This is a genomic window from Phycisphaerales bacterium, assembly GCA_016716475.1.
Lineage (GTDB): Bacteria > Planctomycetota > Phycisphaerae > UBA1845 > Fen-1342 > JADJWG01.
Map to the genome: position 1 here is coordinate 1,438,318 of JADJWG010000002.1, position 15,837 is coordinate 1,454,154.

Consider the following 15,837-nt stretch of genomic DNA (forward strand, 5'->3'; position numbering starts at 1 on the left):
AGGCGCCTGTTCGAATTGAGTCCGCGCGCCTGCCGATCTACCATGATGGTGGTCGGTGCCGGAGTACCCGGCCCCGCCATTCATGAAGGTGAAGCCATGTCGCGGCTGGAGCAACAGGTTCGGACAGCGCAAAAGCGCCTCACGGGCAATCTCTTCTTTGAGCGTCTCGCGGTCACTGTCCTGCTCTCCGGGGGGGCCTGGTGTACGGCCATCCTTGTCGTGCGCCTGCTGGGCAGCGATCTGATCCTTTGGCATGGTGCCTGGATCACGCCTGTGCTGGCGATGCTGATCGCGGTCTTCTGGACCGTGGCACAGAGGCCGGCCCCGCTTGTAGCCGCGCTCACACTCGACCGCGCTGCAGGGACGAAGGAGCGTCTCAGTACGGCCTTCGAGTTGTTGCGGTTGCGCTCTGCGGACGACTTCGCCCGGGCGGCTGTCGCCGACGCCGAGCGCACCGCTGCCAAGCTGAGCGTGCCCGCGCACATTCGGCGCGTGCCTCCGCCGCTCTGGCCGTGGTCCGCGGCGGTGCTCGTCGCCGGTCTCATCCTGGCACAGTTCCTGCCCGCCTTCGATCTTTTCGGCCAACAGGCCGCCGCAGCCGAGCAGACCGACGCCACCCTTGTGCGACAGGAGCGCGAATCCATCAGCAACCTGCTCACCGAACAACTCGGCCGGATGCAGGAACGGGCCGAGGAGAACCCCCATCTCAGGGATCTCGTGAACCAGATCGAGCCGCTGGAGTTGCCCGATCACCCCGGCCAGACGCCAGAGGATGTCCGTCGTGAAGCGGTCAAGAAGATTGACGAAATCGGCGCCAAGCTCGAACAGGAACTCGCCCAGGCCCGCGACAATCCCGCCAACGACCTGAAGCGCATGCTGGCGCAGCTCAACACGGCGGGGTCTTCGCAGCAGAAGAAAAGCGAACTCGAACAGGCCCTCGCCGCCGGCGATCTGCAGCAAGCCCGCAATGAGCTCGAGCGGATGAAGGAAGAAATGCAGGAGGCCGCGAAGAACGCCGAGGATCCCGCGGCCCAGCAGCGCCTCGATCAGCTCGCTCAGCAGCTTGAGGAGTTGGCCCGCCGACTCGAGAACATGGATACGGCCCTGCACCTGCAGAAGGAGCTTGAGAACCGCGCCGGCCTCTCGGCCGAGGAAGCCCAGAAGCTGCTCGAAGAGGCCGCGAAAGCCGACCCCAAGGAACTGGAGAAGGCCCTGCAGCAGCAACTCGGCGACAAGCTCAGCGCGGAACAACTCCAGCAGATTGCGAAGAAGATCCAACAGAACCAGCAGGCCCAGAAACAGCTTCAGCAGCTCGCCCAGCAGCTCTCCCAGGCCTCGCAGGCCTGCCAGCAGTGCCAGGGCGGCGGCGAGTCCGGCCAGAACGCTGCGCAACAAGGCGGCAATGCCCTTGGTCAGGCCATGGGTATGCTTTCTGACCTCGAACTGTCCGAACAACTCATGAACGAGCTCTCCGCCCAGCTCTCCGACCTGGATCAAATGCGCAACCGCATCTCACAGGGGGAGCAGGGGCGTAACCCTCTGCAGCGGCCCTCCGATGCGGAGATGGGTTCCATCGGTGAGCAAGGTCCGAACGAAGGGCTTGGCTATGGTGAGCGCATCGGCAAGGAAACCGTCCCCTACCGCGCTGACCCCACCAAGGCCCAGACCCGCTTTGACAGCGGCACCGTCATTGGCCAATTGCTCTTTGACGGCCCGCAAGTCGCCGGCGAAGCCCGCGCCGAAGTCCTGGGCGCCGCGGCCTCTGACGTCCGCGTCGGCCTCGATGCGATCGAGCGGCAGTCGATTCCGCGGCAGTACCATGCCGCGCTGCGCACCTACTTCGAACGATACGCCGGTCTCGTAGCGGAGCGTGGCGGCACGCTCGATCTCCCCCCGCCGCCAACCTCGGAAAGCGGCACGAACGACTCCTCCCCACGGGATTAACCCGAATGATCCGCCCGTCTGCCCAGGGGGATGTGCGGTGGCGGACGTGTAGGGCTGGCCGGGCTCGCGGAGCGGGCGGACCTAGGAAAGGGTCCGCCGCAACACGGCCTCAAATCCACCCGCCACGATCAGCTCCTGGGCCACGATCCCCAACGGTGGGTAGCGAAACACCTGCGCGCCGGCGGCCGTCACGACACTCACTGCGGAGGCCCCGAAATCGACCGTCGCCTGCCAGCCCGTGCGGAGGGTGCGCTCGTTCCGGACACCGAACGCCTGGCGGAGTGAATCGACGAGCGCCGGACACTCCAGACAAATGAAGCCGTTGTTGAACGCGTTCCGGCTGAACGTCTGTGAGAACGAACCCGCCAGCACCAGGCCGATGCCGCGAAATTTCAGGGCGGTTGCCCCCTGTTCGCGCGACGAACCACAGCCGAAGTTGTATCCGCCCACCAGCAGGTCGCCGGCCTGCGCTAGTTCCTGGAACTCCGGGTCGTAGTTGCGCATGACCACCGCGGCCATCTCCTCCGGTGGCAGTGTCTTGTAGGTGAACTCCTTGCCGTAGATGCCGTCCGTGTTGAGGTTGTCTTTGGGCACCCACAGCAATTCGCCCCGGATCACCCCCGGAAAGCCCGCCAGCAATTCTACACGCTGCGCCGGCTGGGCCGGCCGCGGCACGCTACAGATGCGGGGCGTGAGCTCGTCGCTGGTCGATACGCTGTTTCCCGCCCACTGCGGTGCGGCGATGTACCCTGCTGCTGCCGACGCCGCCACCACGGCCGGACTCGCCAGGTACACCTGGCTTTTGCGCGAGCCCATGCGGCCGTCGAAGTTCCGGTTGGTCGCGGAGATGCCCACCTCACCATCCGTCAGCACCCCCGCTCCGAGGCCGATGCAGGCCCCGCACCCGGCCGGGAGAAACTTCGCCCCGGCCTCAGCCAGCACCTGCCAGTCCCCGCGCCGCCGGGCCTCCTGCTCAACCTCGCTCGAAGCCGCAGCCACGAACAACTGGACGTGCGGCGCCACCTGCCGACCACGCAGCTCCGCCGCGGCGGCCGCGAAGTCGTCGGTCCGGCCGTTCACACAACTCATCAGGAACGCCTTGTCTACCCGGATGCGCTCTGCCGCGAGCTCCGCCACGCTGCGTGTTGACTTGACCTCATTCGGGCCGGCGACGCGCGGCCGCACCAGCGCCAGATCGAGCGCGAGCACCTTCGCATAGTGCGCATCGGGATCGGCACACAGGGGTGTGGCCGCCAGCTCAGTCAGCACCTGCGGCGCGAGGCGCTGTGGGCGCGGGCTGCGCTGCTCCAATACCTGGACCCGCGTGCGCAGGTAGGCCAATGTGACCTCGTCGCACGGAAACACCCCGGCCAGCGCACCCCACTCGGTGGTCATATTGGCGATGGTCATCCGCTCCTCCATCGCCAGTGCTGCGACCCCCGGACCCGCGAACTCGATGCACGCGTTGAGCACCTCGTCGCGGCAATAGAGTCCGATCAGCGTGATGATGACATCCTTGCCGGTCACGCCGGGGCCGAGTCGCCCTTCCAGGTACACCTGCACAATCTCGGGCACCTGCCACCACGTCCGCCCGGTGGCCCAGATCGCGGCCGCGTCGGTCCGGACGATGGGCGTACCGAGCGCACCGATGGCGCCGTACATGTTCGCATGCGAATCGGAAGCCACGACCAGCGTGCCGGGCAGCACGTAGCCCTCTTCGATCAGCACCTGGTGGCCGATGCCGCGGCCAGCCGGGTAGAAGTCGATGCCCTGTTCGCGCGCGAACGCCTCGATCGTGGCGTACGTCGCAAGGTTCTCCGGCGCGGTGTTCTGGATGTCGTGATCCAGGCAGAAAACCGGCTGGCGGGGATTCGCAATGCGCGTCGCGCCCATCGATCGGAACTTGGGAATCACGGCGGCCGTATTGTCGTGTGTCATGCAGTGCGCCGGCTGTATGGACAGGAAATCCCCGGCTCGGACGCGGTGTCCGGGGGGCTGGCCGACCGCGTAGCGCTGGGCGATCTTTTCGATCAGCGTCTGGGACATGGTTGGATTCCTCTGCGGTCCGCGACGAAGTCGCGCGCCTGGCGGTGTCGATCACGAGGGGCCGACGCCACGGCGTGGTTGCTGCAACGGATCACCGCGTGCTACAACCGCGCGATGATCGCATCCGTCATCTGCGTGGTCGTGGCCGCGCCTTGCGAGATCACCTTCGGCCCGCCGGTGAGTCGCAGCATGTCGTAGGTTCGCACACGTCCCTCGGCCACCACCGTCGCAATGGCCGTCCGGATGCGTTCCGCGCGGTCCACCTCGCCGATGTGATCGAGCAGCATGCAGGCCGACAGGATCATCGCGATCGGGTTTACGATCGGCGGATCGAGCTCCGCGTACTTCGGGGCCGACCCGTGGGTCGGCTCGAACACGGCCACCTCGTCACCGATGTTCGCGCTGCACGCAAATCCCAACCCCCCGACCAGTCCCGCGAACGCGTCCGACACGATGTCGCCGAACATGTTGCTGCACACGACGACCCCGTAGTCCTCGGGGTTCTTGGTGAGCCACATCATCTGCGCGTCAATGTTCGTGTCCCACAGCGCGATCCCGGCGAAGTCGGCAGCCACGCGCCGGGCTTCGGCCATGAACAGCCCACTGGTCTCGCGCAGCACGTTCGGCTTCTCGCACACGGTCACCGAACGGAACCCGAAGCGCCGCGCGTATTCGAAGGCCGCCCGCATGATGCGGTGGGTTGCGTTCCGCGTGATGATCCGCAGCGAAATCGCCAGGTCCTCCCCCGGTACGGCGCGGAACGCCGCCATCTTCTTGTGTGTCTCCAGCGCTTTCCGCACTTCGGCCGGCGGGTTCGTCCACTCCACCCCGGCGTACAACCCCTCCGTGTTCTGCCGGAATACCGCCACATTCACCGCCGGCTCCTCGAACCCCCCGTCCGGGCGGCGGCGGATGAAGTTCAGTGGATTACCCGCGTACGAGCGGCACGGTCGGATGCACACATCCAGGTTGAAGTGCTGGCGCAGCGACACGATCGGGCTGAAGTACACGAGTCCGCGGTCGCGCAGCGCCGGCGCGAGCTCCGCCGCCGCCTGCTCCTTGGGCTTCGAGGTGATGGCCCCGAACAGCCCGAGCTTGTGCTCGGCGAGGAGCTGCACGGTCCGCTCCGGCAGCGCGTTGCCCTCCCGCACCCAGCAGTCCCACCCGATCTCCGCAGCGATCGTCCGGGCCTCGAAGCCGGCCGCCCGCAGCACGCGCAGCGCCTCCGGCAGAACGACTTTGCCAATTCCGTCACCGGGCATCGTGATGATGGTCCGTGCACCCATCGCGGTCTCCTGCACACCGGGTCGACGTGCCACTGCACTGCCCCACGGCCGCGCCGGGGGCACGCAGCGGATAAGTACCTCCTAATTTACCCGCCCGCGCGCATCCGTGCCAAGGGAAGGCTGGTGCGCTGGGAGAATGCCGATCAGGGAATTCCGAGAACCTCCCCTCCCTTGCAGGGAGGGGTTGGGGGAGGGTTCGTCCGGCTAGGTCTCGAGCCCGCACTCGCAGGCAATGCGAGAGACGACTCCCTCCACGTTCTGAATGACGTCATCGTCAGTGAATCGAACGACGCGCAGGCCCTGCGACTCAATAAAGCGCGTCCGCTCCGCGTCGTACTCTTCACGATCATCGTGACTCATTCCGTCCAATTCAATCACGAGCCCAGCGGCGGCGCAGTAAAAGTCTGCAATATACCGGCCGATCGGATGCTGTCGGCGGAACTTCAACCCTCCGACTTGTTTGGCGCGCAGGCGGTTCCATAACAGGCGCTCCGGAAACGGTGCTGCGCGTCGAAGACATCGGGCACGTGCTGTAAGTTCCGGGTCGATTCGATAGGATCGGGCCATACGGAAGAACCCTCCCCAAACCCCTCCCTGCAAGCAGGGCGGGGGGTTAGGTTGTCCTGATTTATGCGGTGCGGATCGCGTGTATAAAGCGGCGTTGCGCATGGGATCACGGCGGCCGACGGAGGAGCGGCTTTCGAGTCGCCCCCACCCCCCGGCAGTGCAACTACCGACTGCCGCAGGACTACCTCCCGGATGTCGCCACACTTCGCCGCGCTCTACCCCTTGATCACCCCGATCGGCCGCAGCCGCGCCACTTTCGCCGCCAGACCCGCCGCGTGCACTGCGGCCGCCACCTGGCTCACGTCCTTGTACGCGTCCGGCTGCTCCTCGGCCAGCCCCGTCCAGCCGCGCGCCTTCGCCACCACCCCCCGCGCCAGCAACTCCTCGTCGATCCGCCGGCCCTGCGCCGCCCGCACCGCGGCCGAGCGCGACATCATCCGCCCGGCCCCATGACAGCAACTCCCGAACGTCTCCTCCATCGCCCCCGGCCGCCCCACCAGCACCCAACTGCTTCGCCCCATGTCACCCGGCACCAGTACGGGCTGCCCAACCTCCCGATACGCCTTCGGCACTTCCGGGTGGCCGGCGGGAAACGCCCGCGTCGCCCCCTTCCGGTGGACGCACAGCTCACGCATCCGACCGCCCACCTCGTACTCCTCCATCTTCGCGATGTTGTGCGCCACGTCGTACACCAGGCGCAAACCAAGCTTCTCCGGCCGCTGACCAAAGACCTTGCTGAACACGCGCCGCGCCAGGTGCATCATGATCTGCCGGTTCGCCCAGGCGAAGTTCGCGGCCGACCGCATCGCCCCGAGGTATTTCTGCCCTTCGGACGACTCCACCGGGGCGCACACCAGTTGCTTGTCCGGCAGTTCGATCCCGTACTTCACCGGTACGTGCCGCAGGTCGCGCAGCGCATCCTCGCACACCTGGTACCCCAGCCCGCGCGACCCCGAGTGGATCATCACCACCACTTGCCCCGTGTGCAGCCCGAATGCCGCGGCCGCCGCCTCGTCGTGAATCTCCTCCACCACCTGCACTTCCAGGAAGTGATTTCCACCCCCCAGCGTGCCGCACTGGTCCCGGCCGCGCTTCAGGGGCGCTTTCCCTCACCAGCGACGGATCGGCGTCCGGCAGTCGGCCACGGGCCTCGGTCGTCTCCAGGTCGTCATCCCAGCCGAAACCTTCGTCGATGACGTAGCGCGAACCCTGCGACATCAGCCGCCGCAGTTGCTTAGGCTCGAACTTCACTTCCCCGCCGTGCCCCGGCCCGGTCGGGATCGCCTCGAACAGCCGCTTCACCAGTTCGTGGATCTGCGGCTCCACCTCCGTCCGCGTCAGGTCCGTCCGCATCAGCCGCACGCCGCAATTGATGTCGTAGCCCACGCCGCCCGGACTGATCACGCCCCCGGCGGCCGGATCGGTCGCGGCTACACCCCCGATGCAGAAACCGTACCCCCAGTGGATGTCCGGCATCGCGAGCGAGTAGCGCACGATCCCCGGCAGGCAGGCGACGTTCGCGACCTGGTCCGGGGCCTTGTCGTCCCGGATCGATGCGATGAGATCCTCATTCGCGTAGATCAGCCCGTCGACGCGCATCCACGGTTTGTAGCTCTTCGGAATGCGCCAACGGCACGCATCGACGCGTTCCAGTGGGATTTCCTGTCGTTCAGCCATGCACTGCTCGCACTTCGCGCTTTGGCTCCGCACCCGCGCGCCAGCCATAGTGGCGCGTCCCTCCCGATCGTAACCCTTCTGCCGATCGCTCTCAAATCGGGGCATGCGAGCGAGGTAGAACCGTTCCAGAGGCGTGGTTCATGCGACCTGGCGCAGCCCGACAGGAATCGGTATGGGGCCAAGGCTCCGGCAGCGCGCCCGGCCGATCGTCGTCACCGCCACCCGCCGCTGCTCCTCAACGCACCGCTCAGATGTCCACAATATAACGAAACTCGCACTGCGCGGGCGCGATCCATAGCTCCAGTTCGTGGTACGTCACGGCCTTCACCTCCCGCAGCAGCACGCTAAGCTCACGATCGAGCGGCCGCTGCACAACGGAAACCCGCAAGTCCGCCCCGTCGAACTGTACAACCTCAACATCCGTCAGCACGCACGCCTCGGTTTCCAAGCGTAGCAGCGCATCCGCGAGGAAGTCCCGCAGCAGCAGTGCCGCCTCCCCGCCACCATAGCTCAACTCGACCCGTGGCCCCTGCTCCCCCGGCACCACCTCACCCAATGCCGCGTACAACCCCGCCAGGGCCGGCCGCAACAACCCCGCCGGGGTCGCCGCCCAGACGCGCACACCAAGATCGGCTGTGTGGTCAAAAAGTTCGAAGCCGTCCGCCATGCTCAACTCCGCGCCCTCCGGCCCAGCGTCAGCCACGGGTCGCCGTCCACCAGGTCACCCCATCGAGCGCCGGGGGTTTCGCGCCGCTCCGTCGCAGGATGTTCACCGCCTGCGCTCGGTGGTGCGTGCCGTGCGTACAGAGCTGGATGGCACTCACCCCCAGGGGGAACGTCTTCAACACCTCCGGCGCGACGCGCGCCGCCACCGGCCGCAGCAGATCTTCCGGCCCAAGGCCACCCAGATGTGCCCCGCACGCCGCCCACGTGGCGCGCATGGCCTCGATCAGCACTGCGAACGGCGTATCGGCCGGTAAATCGGGATACGGCTCCTCCGGTCCCAGCGTCCAGTTGTTGACCCACCACTGCTCCGCGAAGCGCAGATGCAGCAGCGTCGCGCGCAGCGTGCCCAGCCCGATCGGCCAGCGGACATCCAACGCCGAAGACGGTAAAGCGGCTGCAGCGGCCAGCACCTGCTCGGTCGCCCATTGGCCGTATTCAAAGTAAGTGCGCAGCGCAGGAAGCTCCGGTACGACCGGGTGGCCAGCCTCGAGCTTCCAATACAAGTAATCCAGCCCGGGCTGCGGCACTTCCCCGCCCGCGCACCGCAGCATGTGCAACGCCTGCGCGCGGTGGTGCACACCGTGATTGCAGACGTGCAGCATCAGTACTCCCAGCGGACGTTCGAACCGCGTGCCGTCCAGCCGTTGATACACCACCGGTCGCAGCAAGCCCGCCTCACCCACTCCTGCCAGCAATTCATCACGCCGCGCCGCCAGGTCGCGATACGTATCCCATAACGGCCGCATGTCGCGCCGGACCGTACCCTCCTCGAAGGCCCCTGGCGACCGCCCGCACCAGCGCTCCAGCCAGATCCATTCGGCATCGTAGAGGTGGCTCAACGTCGCGCGCAAGGATCCCGGACCGACATCGAACGGACGATCGAGCTCGGCAGCCGAGAGCTGGGCGGCCGGCGCAAAGAGCCGATCGCGTCCCCAGTCGTTGTAACGGAAGAGTTCTCGCAGCAGTTCGTAACCAGGCACACCGCCCTCCAATCGCGGACTGTGTTGTCACCGCGTTCTGCGAGTATATCCACGCACTAAGGCCGCTGAAAATGCTGAGCCATCTGGCACCAAGCACCCGCGACCCTACGATGGGTGTATCGAACACAAGAAGCGGTAAGCCCGCGTGGCTGGAGTGCTGGCGTGACTCCACAACACAGTAAGGCAACTATCGACAAACGGCGGGCCGACAGCAGGCCCATCGGTGTCATCGGCGCCGGAATCGCAGGCCTCGCAGCCGCACGGCTGCTTCACCAACAAGGTTGGTCGGTGGAGGTGTTCGACAAGGGCCGGGGTGTCGGCGGGCGCTGCGCCACCCGGCGAACACCCGACGGCTCACAGTTCGACCACGGCGCGCAGTATATCACTGTGCGCAGCGCCGCGTTCGCGGCCTGTGTCGAATCCTGGCGTTCGGCCGCGGCCGCGGCACCGTGGGAGGCCCGCATCGTCGCGCTGGCCGATGGCCAGATGACGCCCACCACCAGCACGCTACTGCGCTACGTCGGGGTGCCCGGGATGAGCGCCCTTGCACAGCAGCTTGCCGTGGGTTTGCAGGTTCACTGCGGCGTGCACATCGCAGCGATCATCCCGGAAAAGCAACGCTACCTGCTGCGCACCATGACCGAAAATCTGCTGGGACCGTTTGACGGGGTCCTCGTCTCGGCCCCCGCACCCCAAGCCGCAGCACTACTCGCAGCCGCCCCGCACCTCGCGGAATCGGCGGCCACCGTCTCGTATACCCCCTGCTGGGCGGTGCTCGTCGCGTGGGACCAACCGCTCGAAATCCCCTTCGAGGGCGCCTTTGTGCATGGTTCGCCCCTCGCCTGGATGGCACGCGACAGCGACAAACCAGGCCGGCCGAGTGGCGACTGCTGGGTGCTGCACGCGACACCCGCCTGGTCGCGGGAACACGTCGACGACAAACCGGATGCCGTCGCCACCTTGTTATGCGAGGCCCTGCACGCTGCCCTGCCGCGCGAAGTTGCCACCCCGATGTCCGCGCCACGACTCCTGCGCGCGCACCGCTGGCGATTCGCACAACCCACGACGACCACACCCGAACCCTGCCTGTTCGATGAGGACCGTTGCCTGGCGGCCGCCGGCGACTGGTGCGGCGGGCCGCGCGTCGAAGGGGCGTATCTCAGCGGGTGCGCGGCAGCCGAGCGTTTCCTCGCACTTTGAACACCGTGTGCACGTTCTCAATCCCCCGGCAGCAGCACCCAGAGGTCCGGGCGACCCGCGTTGCAGTGCACGGCGCGACTGAGCAGGCCGCCGCATACCCAAGACAAGGGCAGCGCCATGCGGGCCGCATGCCACGCACCGAACGAACCATCGGCGAAAGGTGGGCTGACAGCGCTGGTGGTGGCCATCGTCCGGGTCTGGGTTAGCGTTGCCAGTCGCCGCTGGACGGCTGGCACGGGGTGAAAGATCGCTTCAATCCATGCCGGTCGCGCGGGCTCGTCCTCTTGCCAGCGATCGAGCGTCTGGATCACGGCCGCCACGCCTTCCGGATGGGCGACATGCTCCTTCGCAAAGCGATCCGCCTCGATGACTGCTGAACGGCACAGCGAAGGCAGGATCAGCAGCCCGAGAAATGACCACAGCACAAATCCGCACATCAGGGTAACCAGTGAGGCGGCCGTGACCGCATCCGCCCCAGTCACCAGCCCACTGACCACGACACCCGCGGCATTCCAAGCGATCGCGATCAGCAGGCCGCGCGTGCGGCTGCCGGTCTGAAGCACGCCGGCACGCCGGACAAGCTGGGCACGAAGCTCCGTCGGCGACAGCTCTCGCAACCAACGCACGGGCACGACGACGGTCTCCCACCCGGGAAGACCGGTGATCCCACCAACGAAGCCCTCGTCCCGATGCGTCAATACACGAATGCGGAGGCCCTCAAGCCGCTCGCCGCGGAGTGCGGCCTCCAGCACGTCGTGCCCCTCCCGAGTGACGGCCTGTCCGCCGACAAGTTGCGCGAGTTGCCGCTGGAAGCCCGCGATAACCGCCATCAACGCCGCGGCCGTGAGCGCAGCACCCTCGATGTCGTATGTCCGAGCCGCCCAGATCAACACAACCCCGGCGAGCGACATCACTGCCACCTGTACGGCCACCCCGCGTACCCAACGAAGCAGGTACGTAAACAGCGGGGGCGTTGTGCGACCGAAACGGTGCGGCAGGACTACCCCCCCCAGCAGGTCAAAGGGCAGACTCACAATCACGTACGCACCAAGCACAGTCAGCAGGCGCAGCCACTCCCTGACAAACCCGGTTGGTTCATTTGGGAGTAGTGCCTGGGGCCAGCCACCTGCGAGCGCCGCAGACGCGAGCACGACGAACGTTCCTACAGTGCTGATTCCGAGCCACAACCTCGCCCGCGCGTACGTCATCAAGCGCTTGCCGCCTCTCCACCAGCCCCGCATAGTTGTGCGGATTCTAGCACAGTCGTGTGCGCCCGGTACTGCACCCCCCCTGTCCCCCGTTGCGCCGGGAACTGTTCAAATGGTCCGATCGTGCTCTCCCGAGTCAAACGGCGCGTGTCCCGCGCATGCGGCCGCTTCCGGGTCACGGAGTCGTGGAACACGGGACACGACCTCCACGGGTGAGTACACTTGTGCGCGTATGGCTTCGCAGCGCCCCCGCCGATTCGATCGGATACACCGCATCGGAACGTGTCGTCAGGAGGCGCAGCGCACACTCCGCGTACCGCGCCCAGGTGAAGTTCCGCGCCGGCGAACCCGGCGGCGTTCTCGCCCAGGCGGGCCCTTACAGCGCTGTTCCCGAGTACCGCCCAGAGCGCCTGCCCCATGCCCTCCCGGTCACCGCGGCGGTACGTTCCACCCAGCGCGAAGTCCTCGACATGTTCGGCCAACGGACTCAGGACCGCGCCTGGCTCATTTTTCGGAACCACCACCGGTAAACCCGCACAGAGCGCCTCCGCGATGGCCTGGCCAAAAGTTTCGTGCCGACTCGCGGCCACGAGCACATCCGCGGCCGCGTACCAATCCGCCACGCGGTCCACGCCGACAAACAGGGTTCGGTCGGCCATGCCCCCATCTCGGAGCGCAGCGCGAATCGCCCGCCCGCCGGGTCCCTCACCGATGATCGCCCACCACCAATCCGGGCCGGCATGCCGCGCCAGCGCTTGGGCGATCAGGTGCTGCCCCTTGTTCTCATTCACCAGACCCACAGTAATGAGCAGTTTCGCCCCGACCGGAACGCCGAGTTGCGCGCGGGTCCGGACCGCACCCAGCGCGTGGCAGGGATCGATGCCGGGCAAGGCGATGCCGAAGGGACCACGCTGCCGACCATAGAGCCGCACGACGACCTCCCGCACGGCGGTACTGCGCACAAGGACCGCATCGGCGGCGTGCAGCGCGCGACACTCGAGCCACTGGTAAAGGGTTGGCCACCGGTGTGGATGCTCGACACGATCAAGAACGGCCGGAGCATAGACCAGCGGCAGGCGGGGGCGGGTCCAAGCGGTCGCAAGTGCAGGAGCGGGCGACAAAGCGACAACAGCATCCACATCAGAGGTGCAGCGGCGCACGGCACCGCACCAGTCTCCGAGCGCACCGACCTGTCCAAGTCGCCAGAGCAGGCGCCGCGGCCGCACACGGCAGACATGCCATGCAGCATAGCACGCAGGGCCAGACGCGGCCGCAACGCCTGTACACAACACGGTCGTACGAATCCCGAGTTCAGCGAAGCCGCGCGCGAGGTTACGCGCATGGCGCGGCCCGCCACCCGGAGCGTCGGCGGGCGCTGCGAGCTGAATCTGGACTGTGCGGATGCGGTCGGTCATCCCTTGGTTCTCGCGGATGAGCCGCTCCCAGTCAGAGCCGCAATTGCTGCTTGCCCGAACGCTGCGGCTGTGCGTCCCCATTCCCAGGCGGGGCGCCCGGGGGCGTGCCAGAGCACTTGTACCCCGTAGCCCGCCGCCGTGGAAAAGCTCCCGGAGCGGTAATGCAGGTCACGTGCCGTCGCGAGCCGTCGTACCAGCCCGCGGTGCCAGGCCATGCAGTGGGGTGGTGTTGTCATGGAAACGCGTAGCAGGTGATGGGCGTGCAGCTTGGCGTCCATCATTGCAACCAAGTCGCACGAGAGCCGTTCATGCGTTCCGATCGTGTACTCGGCCAGTACAGCGTCGAGGATAACGCCGGGCCCGCAAGTGGCCACACGCCCCCACATTTCATAGTCCTCCGCCCTTCGCAGGCCATGGCGAAACGGCCCCACGCGTTCGACTGCCGCCCGACGGATCATCACCGTCGGTACGCATACGAAGTTGTCTTCCATCAGGTGTGGGACAAAGTCAAACGGTGCCTCGAGCGGAACCCCCGCCAGCGGACGCGGCCGCAATTCGCCCTCCGACGTGCGATCCAACGCGCGGCCAGCGATGATCACAGCCATCGGCCAGCGCGCGAAGGCCACAAGTCGCCGCTCGACCGAATCGGGCATGAGCAGGTCGTCGTCGTCGAGAAAGGCGATGAATTCGCTGGTCGTCGCGGCGATGCCCGCATTGCGCGCCGCGGCCAGACCGGCGTTGGCCTGGCGCACATAGCGGATGCGATCGCCGTAGCGGGCCGCGACCTTGGGTGTGTCATCCGAGCTGCCATCATCCACGACGATGATGTCACACTGAGCTACCGCGGTCTGTGCCAGCGCGCTGTCCACGGCGCGCGGCAGTAACCCGGCGCGGTTGAACGTCGGAATGACCACGGCCACTCGACCGGCACTGCAGGGAGCTGCGCTCATGGCACAAGCCCTCGGGGTGAAGATGCAAAGAGCGCCCGCAGCCCCGCATCGAGCAAGCGTCCCCACTCCCAGCGCGCCCGTCCGCGCGGCGCCGCCACGATCGACTCGAGGGCATAGCGGGCTGCGGCCGCGAAACGGTGCTCACGAAAGGCGCGATCGCGGAGCACGTTGAGGTAGCGGACCAGCCCGCGTCGCCAGGCCGGGCGGCAATCCGGACGATGCCGCAATTCGGCCCGCGCAAAGCGCAACGCACGCAACGCGGCGCTGAGCTGGGCCCCCGACGAACTGGACAGACTTTCCTGGGCCCCGAGTGCGTACTCCGCAACGAGTCGGCCTTGCAGGATACCCGGCGCCCGGCAGGCCATCCGCAGCCACAGATCATAATCCTGCGCCCAGCGCAGGCAGGTGCGGAACAGGCCCGTCCGCGCGAGCAGGGCGCGGCGTACGAACATCGCGGGGGTCGCGAATGGGTTGCGTTCAAACAGAAGCGGTCCGAGATCGAGCGGCACATCGCGCCGCAGGCCCACCCAATCGCGTGGCACGATCGTGCCATCCGGCCGCACGCCCCGGGCTTCGCCGGCGACGAAACCGGCCTCGGGGAAACGCGCCAGGGCATCGAGTTGTGATTCGACCTTCTCGGGTAGCCAGCGGTCATCGGAATCGAGGAAGGCCACGAATTCGTGGTGACATGCTCGAATGGCGGCGTTACGGGCGGCACCCGCACCCCGGTTGCGCTGCCGGAGACAGGTCACCCGCGAACCATAAGCCGCGAGCACCTGGGGCGTGTCATCTGTGCTGCCGTCGTCGACTACGAAGATGTCGCACAGGTCGGCCTGGGTCTGCTGTAGCACGCTGTCCAGTGCCCGCGGTAGCAGCGCGGCGCGATTGTACGTGGGAATGATGACGCTGATGCGTCCCTTCATGCGCGGGCTCCGGCACTTTCGGTGGGAGGTACGGCCAACAGGTTGCAGTTTTCCAGCGGTGGCTCCGCAGTGGGTGTGAGCATTCCGCGCGGGCCGATCCGCTGCAGTGTGTAGCCGGCTTCCTGTAGGAGCGCAAACAACTCGGCGGCACTGGCGCCCAGTTCCCGCAGGTACTGGTCGTTCATCTCGCTCACGATGAATGGTCGATCGCGCTCCACAAGTCTGCGCATGCCGCGCAGCACGCGCACCTCCGCGCCCTCGACATCCAGCTTCACCAGGCGGACCGGCGGCAGCCGATCCAGCAAGGCATCCAGCGGCAGGGTCGGGACGCGATAGGTTCCGGAGGCGTCTGCGATCTTGCGCAGCGAGGACAACCCGGTATGCGTCGGGGGTGCCGCATGAAATTCCGCCTCACCGTGTTCGTCGCTGACTGCGACCCCGTGGATCTCGACCGGTGCCGACCCGTTCAGCGCGGCGTTCGCGCGCAGCGCCGGCAGCATGTACGGTGATGCCTCGAAGGCCGTGACACGGCCGTCCGGGCCGACCAGATGCGCGGCGGCAAAGGTAAAGTAGCCGATATTCGCGCCGACATCGACCACGTGATCGCCGGGGCGGAGGAGCCGTACGAACTGCCGCGAGATGCGCTCGCGCGGGTCAAAACCGTGGAGATAGACAAAGCGGCCGTTCTCGTCGCGCGGATCAACGCGCAGACGCAGGTCCCCCGCAAAACGGATCGTGCGCGGTGGCAGGTCAGAGAAATCAACGGCATGCTCTTGGACCCAACGCACCAGGCGCCAGCGCCCGGGAAGGCGGTGGAAGTTACGCGTGGTCCAGCACGCCGCTTGCAGCGGGAGGGTCGAAATCGGCACCGGTAACTCCATTGCGTGGCAGACGGCGGGCACCGCAGCGCGCGGC

General features: G+C 66.9%; 12 protein-coding genes and 1 pseudogene. 2 read left to right on the forward strand and 11 right to left on the reverse strand.

Annotated features, from left to right (window positions below; all coding sequences use genetic code 11):
* Positions 1-42 precede the first annotated feature (42 nt).
* A complete protein-coding gene (locus IPM18_13575) occupies positions 43-1,944 on the forward strand; it encodes a hypothetical protein (GenBank protein ID MBK9120610.1) in 1,902 nt (633 codons plus the stop codon).
* Positions 1,945-2,025: 81 nt separating this feature from the next.
* On the opposite strand, the gene lysF is transcribed toward IPM18_13575, so the two are convergent.
* The 6 genes and pseudogenes from lysF to IPM18_13605 form a co-directional block, all read right to left on the reverse strand.
* Complete coding sequence (gene lysF / locus IPM18_13580; GenBank protein ID MBK9120611.1) at positions 2,026-3,990, reverse strand: homoaconitase; 1,965 nt, start codon at positions 3,988-3,990, stop codon at positions 2,026-2,028.
* Between the two features lie 101 nt (positions 3,991-4,091).
* A complete protein-coding gene (locus tag IPM18_13585) occupies positions 4,092-5,276 on the reverse strand; it encodes an isocitrate/isopropylmalate dehydrogenase family protein (protein ID MBK9120612.1) in 1,185 nt (394 codons plus the stop codon).
* Positions 5,277-5,480: 204 nt separating this feature from the next.
* Positions 5,481-5,843, reverse strand: a complete 363-nt coding sequence (locus tag IPM18_13590) for an endonuclease domain-containing protein (GenBank protein ID MBK9120613.1) — start codon at positions 5,841-5,843, stop codon at positions 5,481-5,483.
* 215 nt (positions 5,844-6,058) lie between these two features.
* Positions 6,059-7,520, reverse strand: a pseudogene (locus IPM18_13595) (RtcB family protein).
* A gap of 247 nt (positions 7,521-7,767) precedes the next feature.
* Positions 7,768-8,187 carry an archease gene (locus tag IPM18_13600; protein ID MBK9120614.1) on the reverse strand — a complete coding sequence of 140 codons (420 nt, stop codon included), beginning with the start codon at positions 8,185-8,187 and terminating at the stop codon, positions 7,768-7,770.
* Between the two features lie 28 nt (positions 8,188-8,215).
* Positions 8,216-9,226, reverse strand: a complete 1,011-nt coding sequence (locus IPM18_13605; GenBank protein MBK9120615.1) for a DinB family protein — start codon at positions 9,224-9,226, stop codon at positions 8,216-8,218.
* A 189-nt stretch (positions 9,227-9,415) separates the two neighbouring features.
* Between IPM18_13605 and IPM18_13610 the strand changes: the two genes are divergently transcribed.
* Complete coding sequence (locus IPM18_13610; protein ID MBK9120616.1) at positions 9,416-10,426, forward strand: FAD-dependent oxidoreductase; 1,011 nt, start codon at positions 9,416-9,418, stop codon at positions 10,424-10,426.
* Between the two features lie 17 nt (positions 10,427-10,443).
* Here the strand turns inward: IPM18_13610 and IPM18_13615 are convergent, their stop codons facing one another.
* The 5 genes from IPM18_13615 to IPM18_13635 are packed head-to-tail and all read right to left on the reverse strand — an operon-like array spanning position 10,444 to position 15,791.
* Positions 10,444-11,637 (reverse strand): hypothetical protein, encoded by a 1,194-nt coding sequence (locus IPM18_13615; GenBank protein ID MBK9120617.1) that lies wholly within the window; start codon positions 11,635-11,637, stop codon positions 10,444-10,446.
* The gene (locus IPM18_13620; GenBank protein ID MBK9120618.1) at positions 11,634-13,049 is read right to left on the reverse strand and encodes a glycosyltransferase family 4 protein; all 1,416 of its coding nucleotides are present in this window, start codon (positions 13,047-13,049) and stop codon (positions 11,634-11,636) included. Before IPM18_13620 ends, IPM18_13615 begins: the two co-directional genes overlap by 4 nt.
* Complete coding sequence (locus IPM18_13625; protein MBK9120619.1) at positions 13,046-13,999, reverse strand: glycosyltransferase; 954 nt, start codon at positions 13,997-13,999, stop codon at positions 13,046-13,048. Before IPM18_13625 ends, IPM18_13620 begins: the two co-directional genes overlap by 4 nt.
* Positions 13,996-14,922: a glycosyltransferase gene (locus IPM18_13630; protein MBK9120620.1), complete on the reverse strand. Its 927-nt coding sequence runs from the start codon at positions 14,920-14,922 to the stop codon at positions 13,996-13,998. Before IPM18_13630 ends, IPM18_13625 begins: the two co-directional genes overlap by 4 nt.
* Positions 14,919-15,791, reverse strand: coding sequence for an FkbM family methyltransferase (locus tag IPM18_13635; protein ID MBK9120621.1), 873 nt, complete (start codon positions 15,789-15,791; stop codon positions 14,919-14,921). Before IPM18_13635 ends, IPM18_13630 begins: the two co-directional genes overlap by 4 nt.
* Between the last annotated feature and the right edge of the window lie 46 nt (positions 15,792-15,837).

Excerpts from the sequence above, each read along its gene's own strand:
- IPM18_13575 (MBK9120610.1), top strand. The coding sequence starts at position 43 with ATGATGGTGGTCGGTGCCGGAGTACCCGGCCCCGCCATTCATGAAGGT.
- lysF (MBK9120611.1), bottom strand. The coding sequence starts at position 3,990 with ATGTCCCAGACGCTGATCGAAAAGATCGCCCAGCGCTACGCGGTCGGC.
- IPM18_13585 (MBK9120612.1), bottom strand. The coding sequence starts at position 5,276 with ATGGGTGCACGGACCATCATCACGATGCCCGGTGACGGAATTGGCAAA.
- IPM18_13590 (MBK9120613.1), bottom strand. The coding sequence starts at position 5,843 with ATGGCCCGATCCTATCGAATCGACCCGGAACTTACAGCACGTGCCCGA.
- IPM18_13600 (MBK9120614.1), bottom strand. The coding sequence starts at position 8,187 with ATGGCGGACGGCTTCGAACTTTTTGACCACACAGCCGATCTTGGTGTG.
- IPM18_13620 (MBK9120618.1), bottom strand. The coding sequence starts at position 13,049 with ATGACCGACCGCATCCGCACAGTCCAGATTCAGCTCGCAGCGCCCGCC.
- IPM18_13625 (MBK9120619.1), bottom strand. The coding sequence starts at position 13,999 with ATGAGCGCAGCTCCCTGCAGTGCCGGTCGAGTGGCCGTGGTCATTCCG.
- IPM18_13630 (MBK9120620.1), bottom strand. The coding sequence starts at position 14,922 with ATGAAGGGACGCATCAGCGTCATCATTCCCACGTACAATCGCGCCGCG.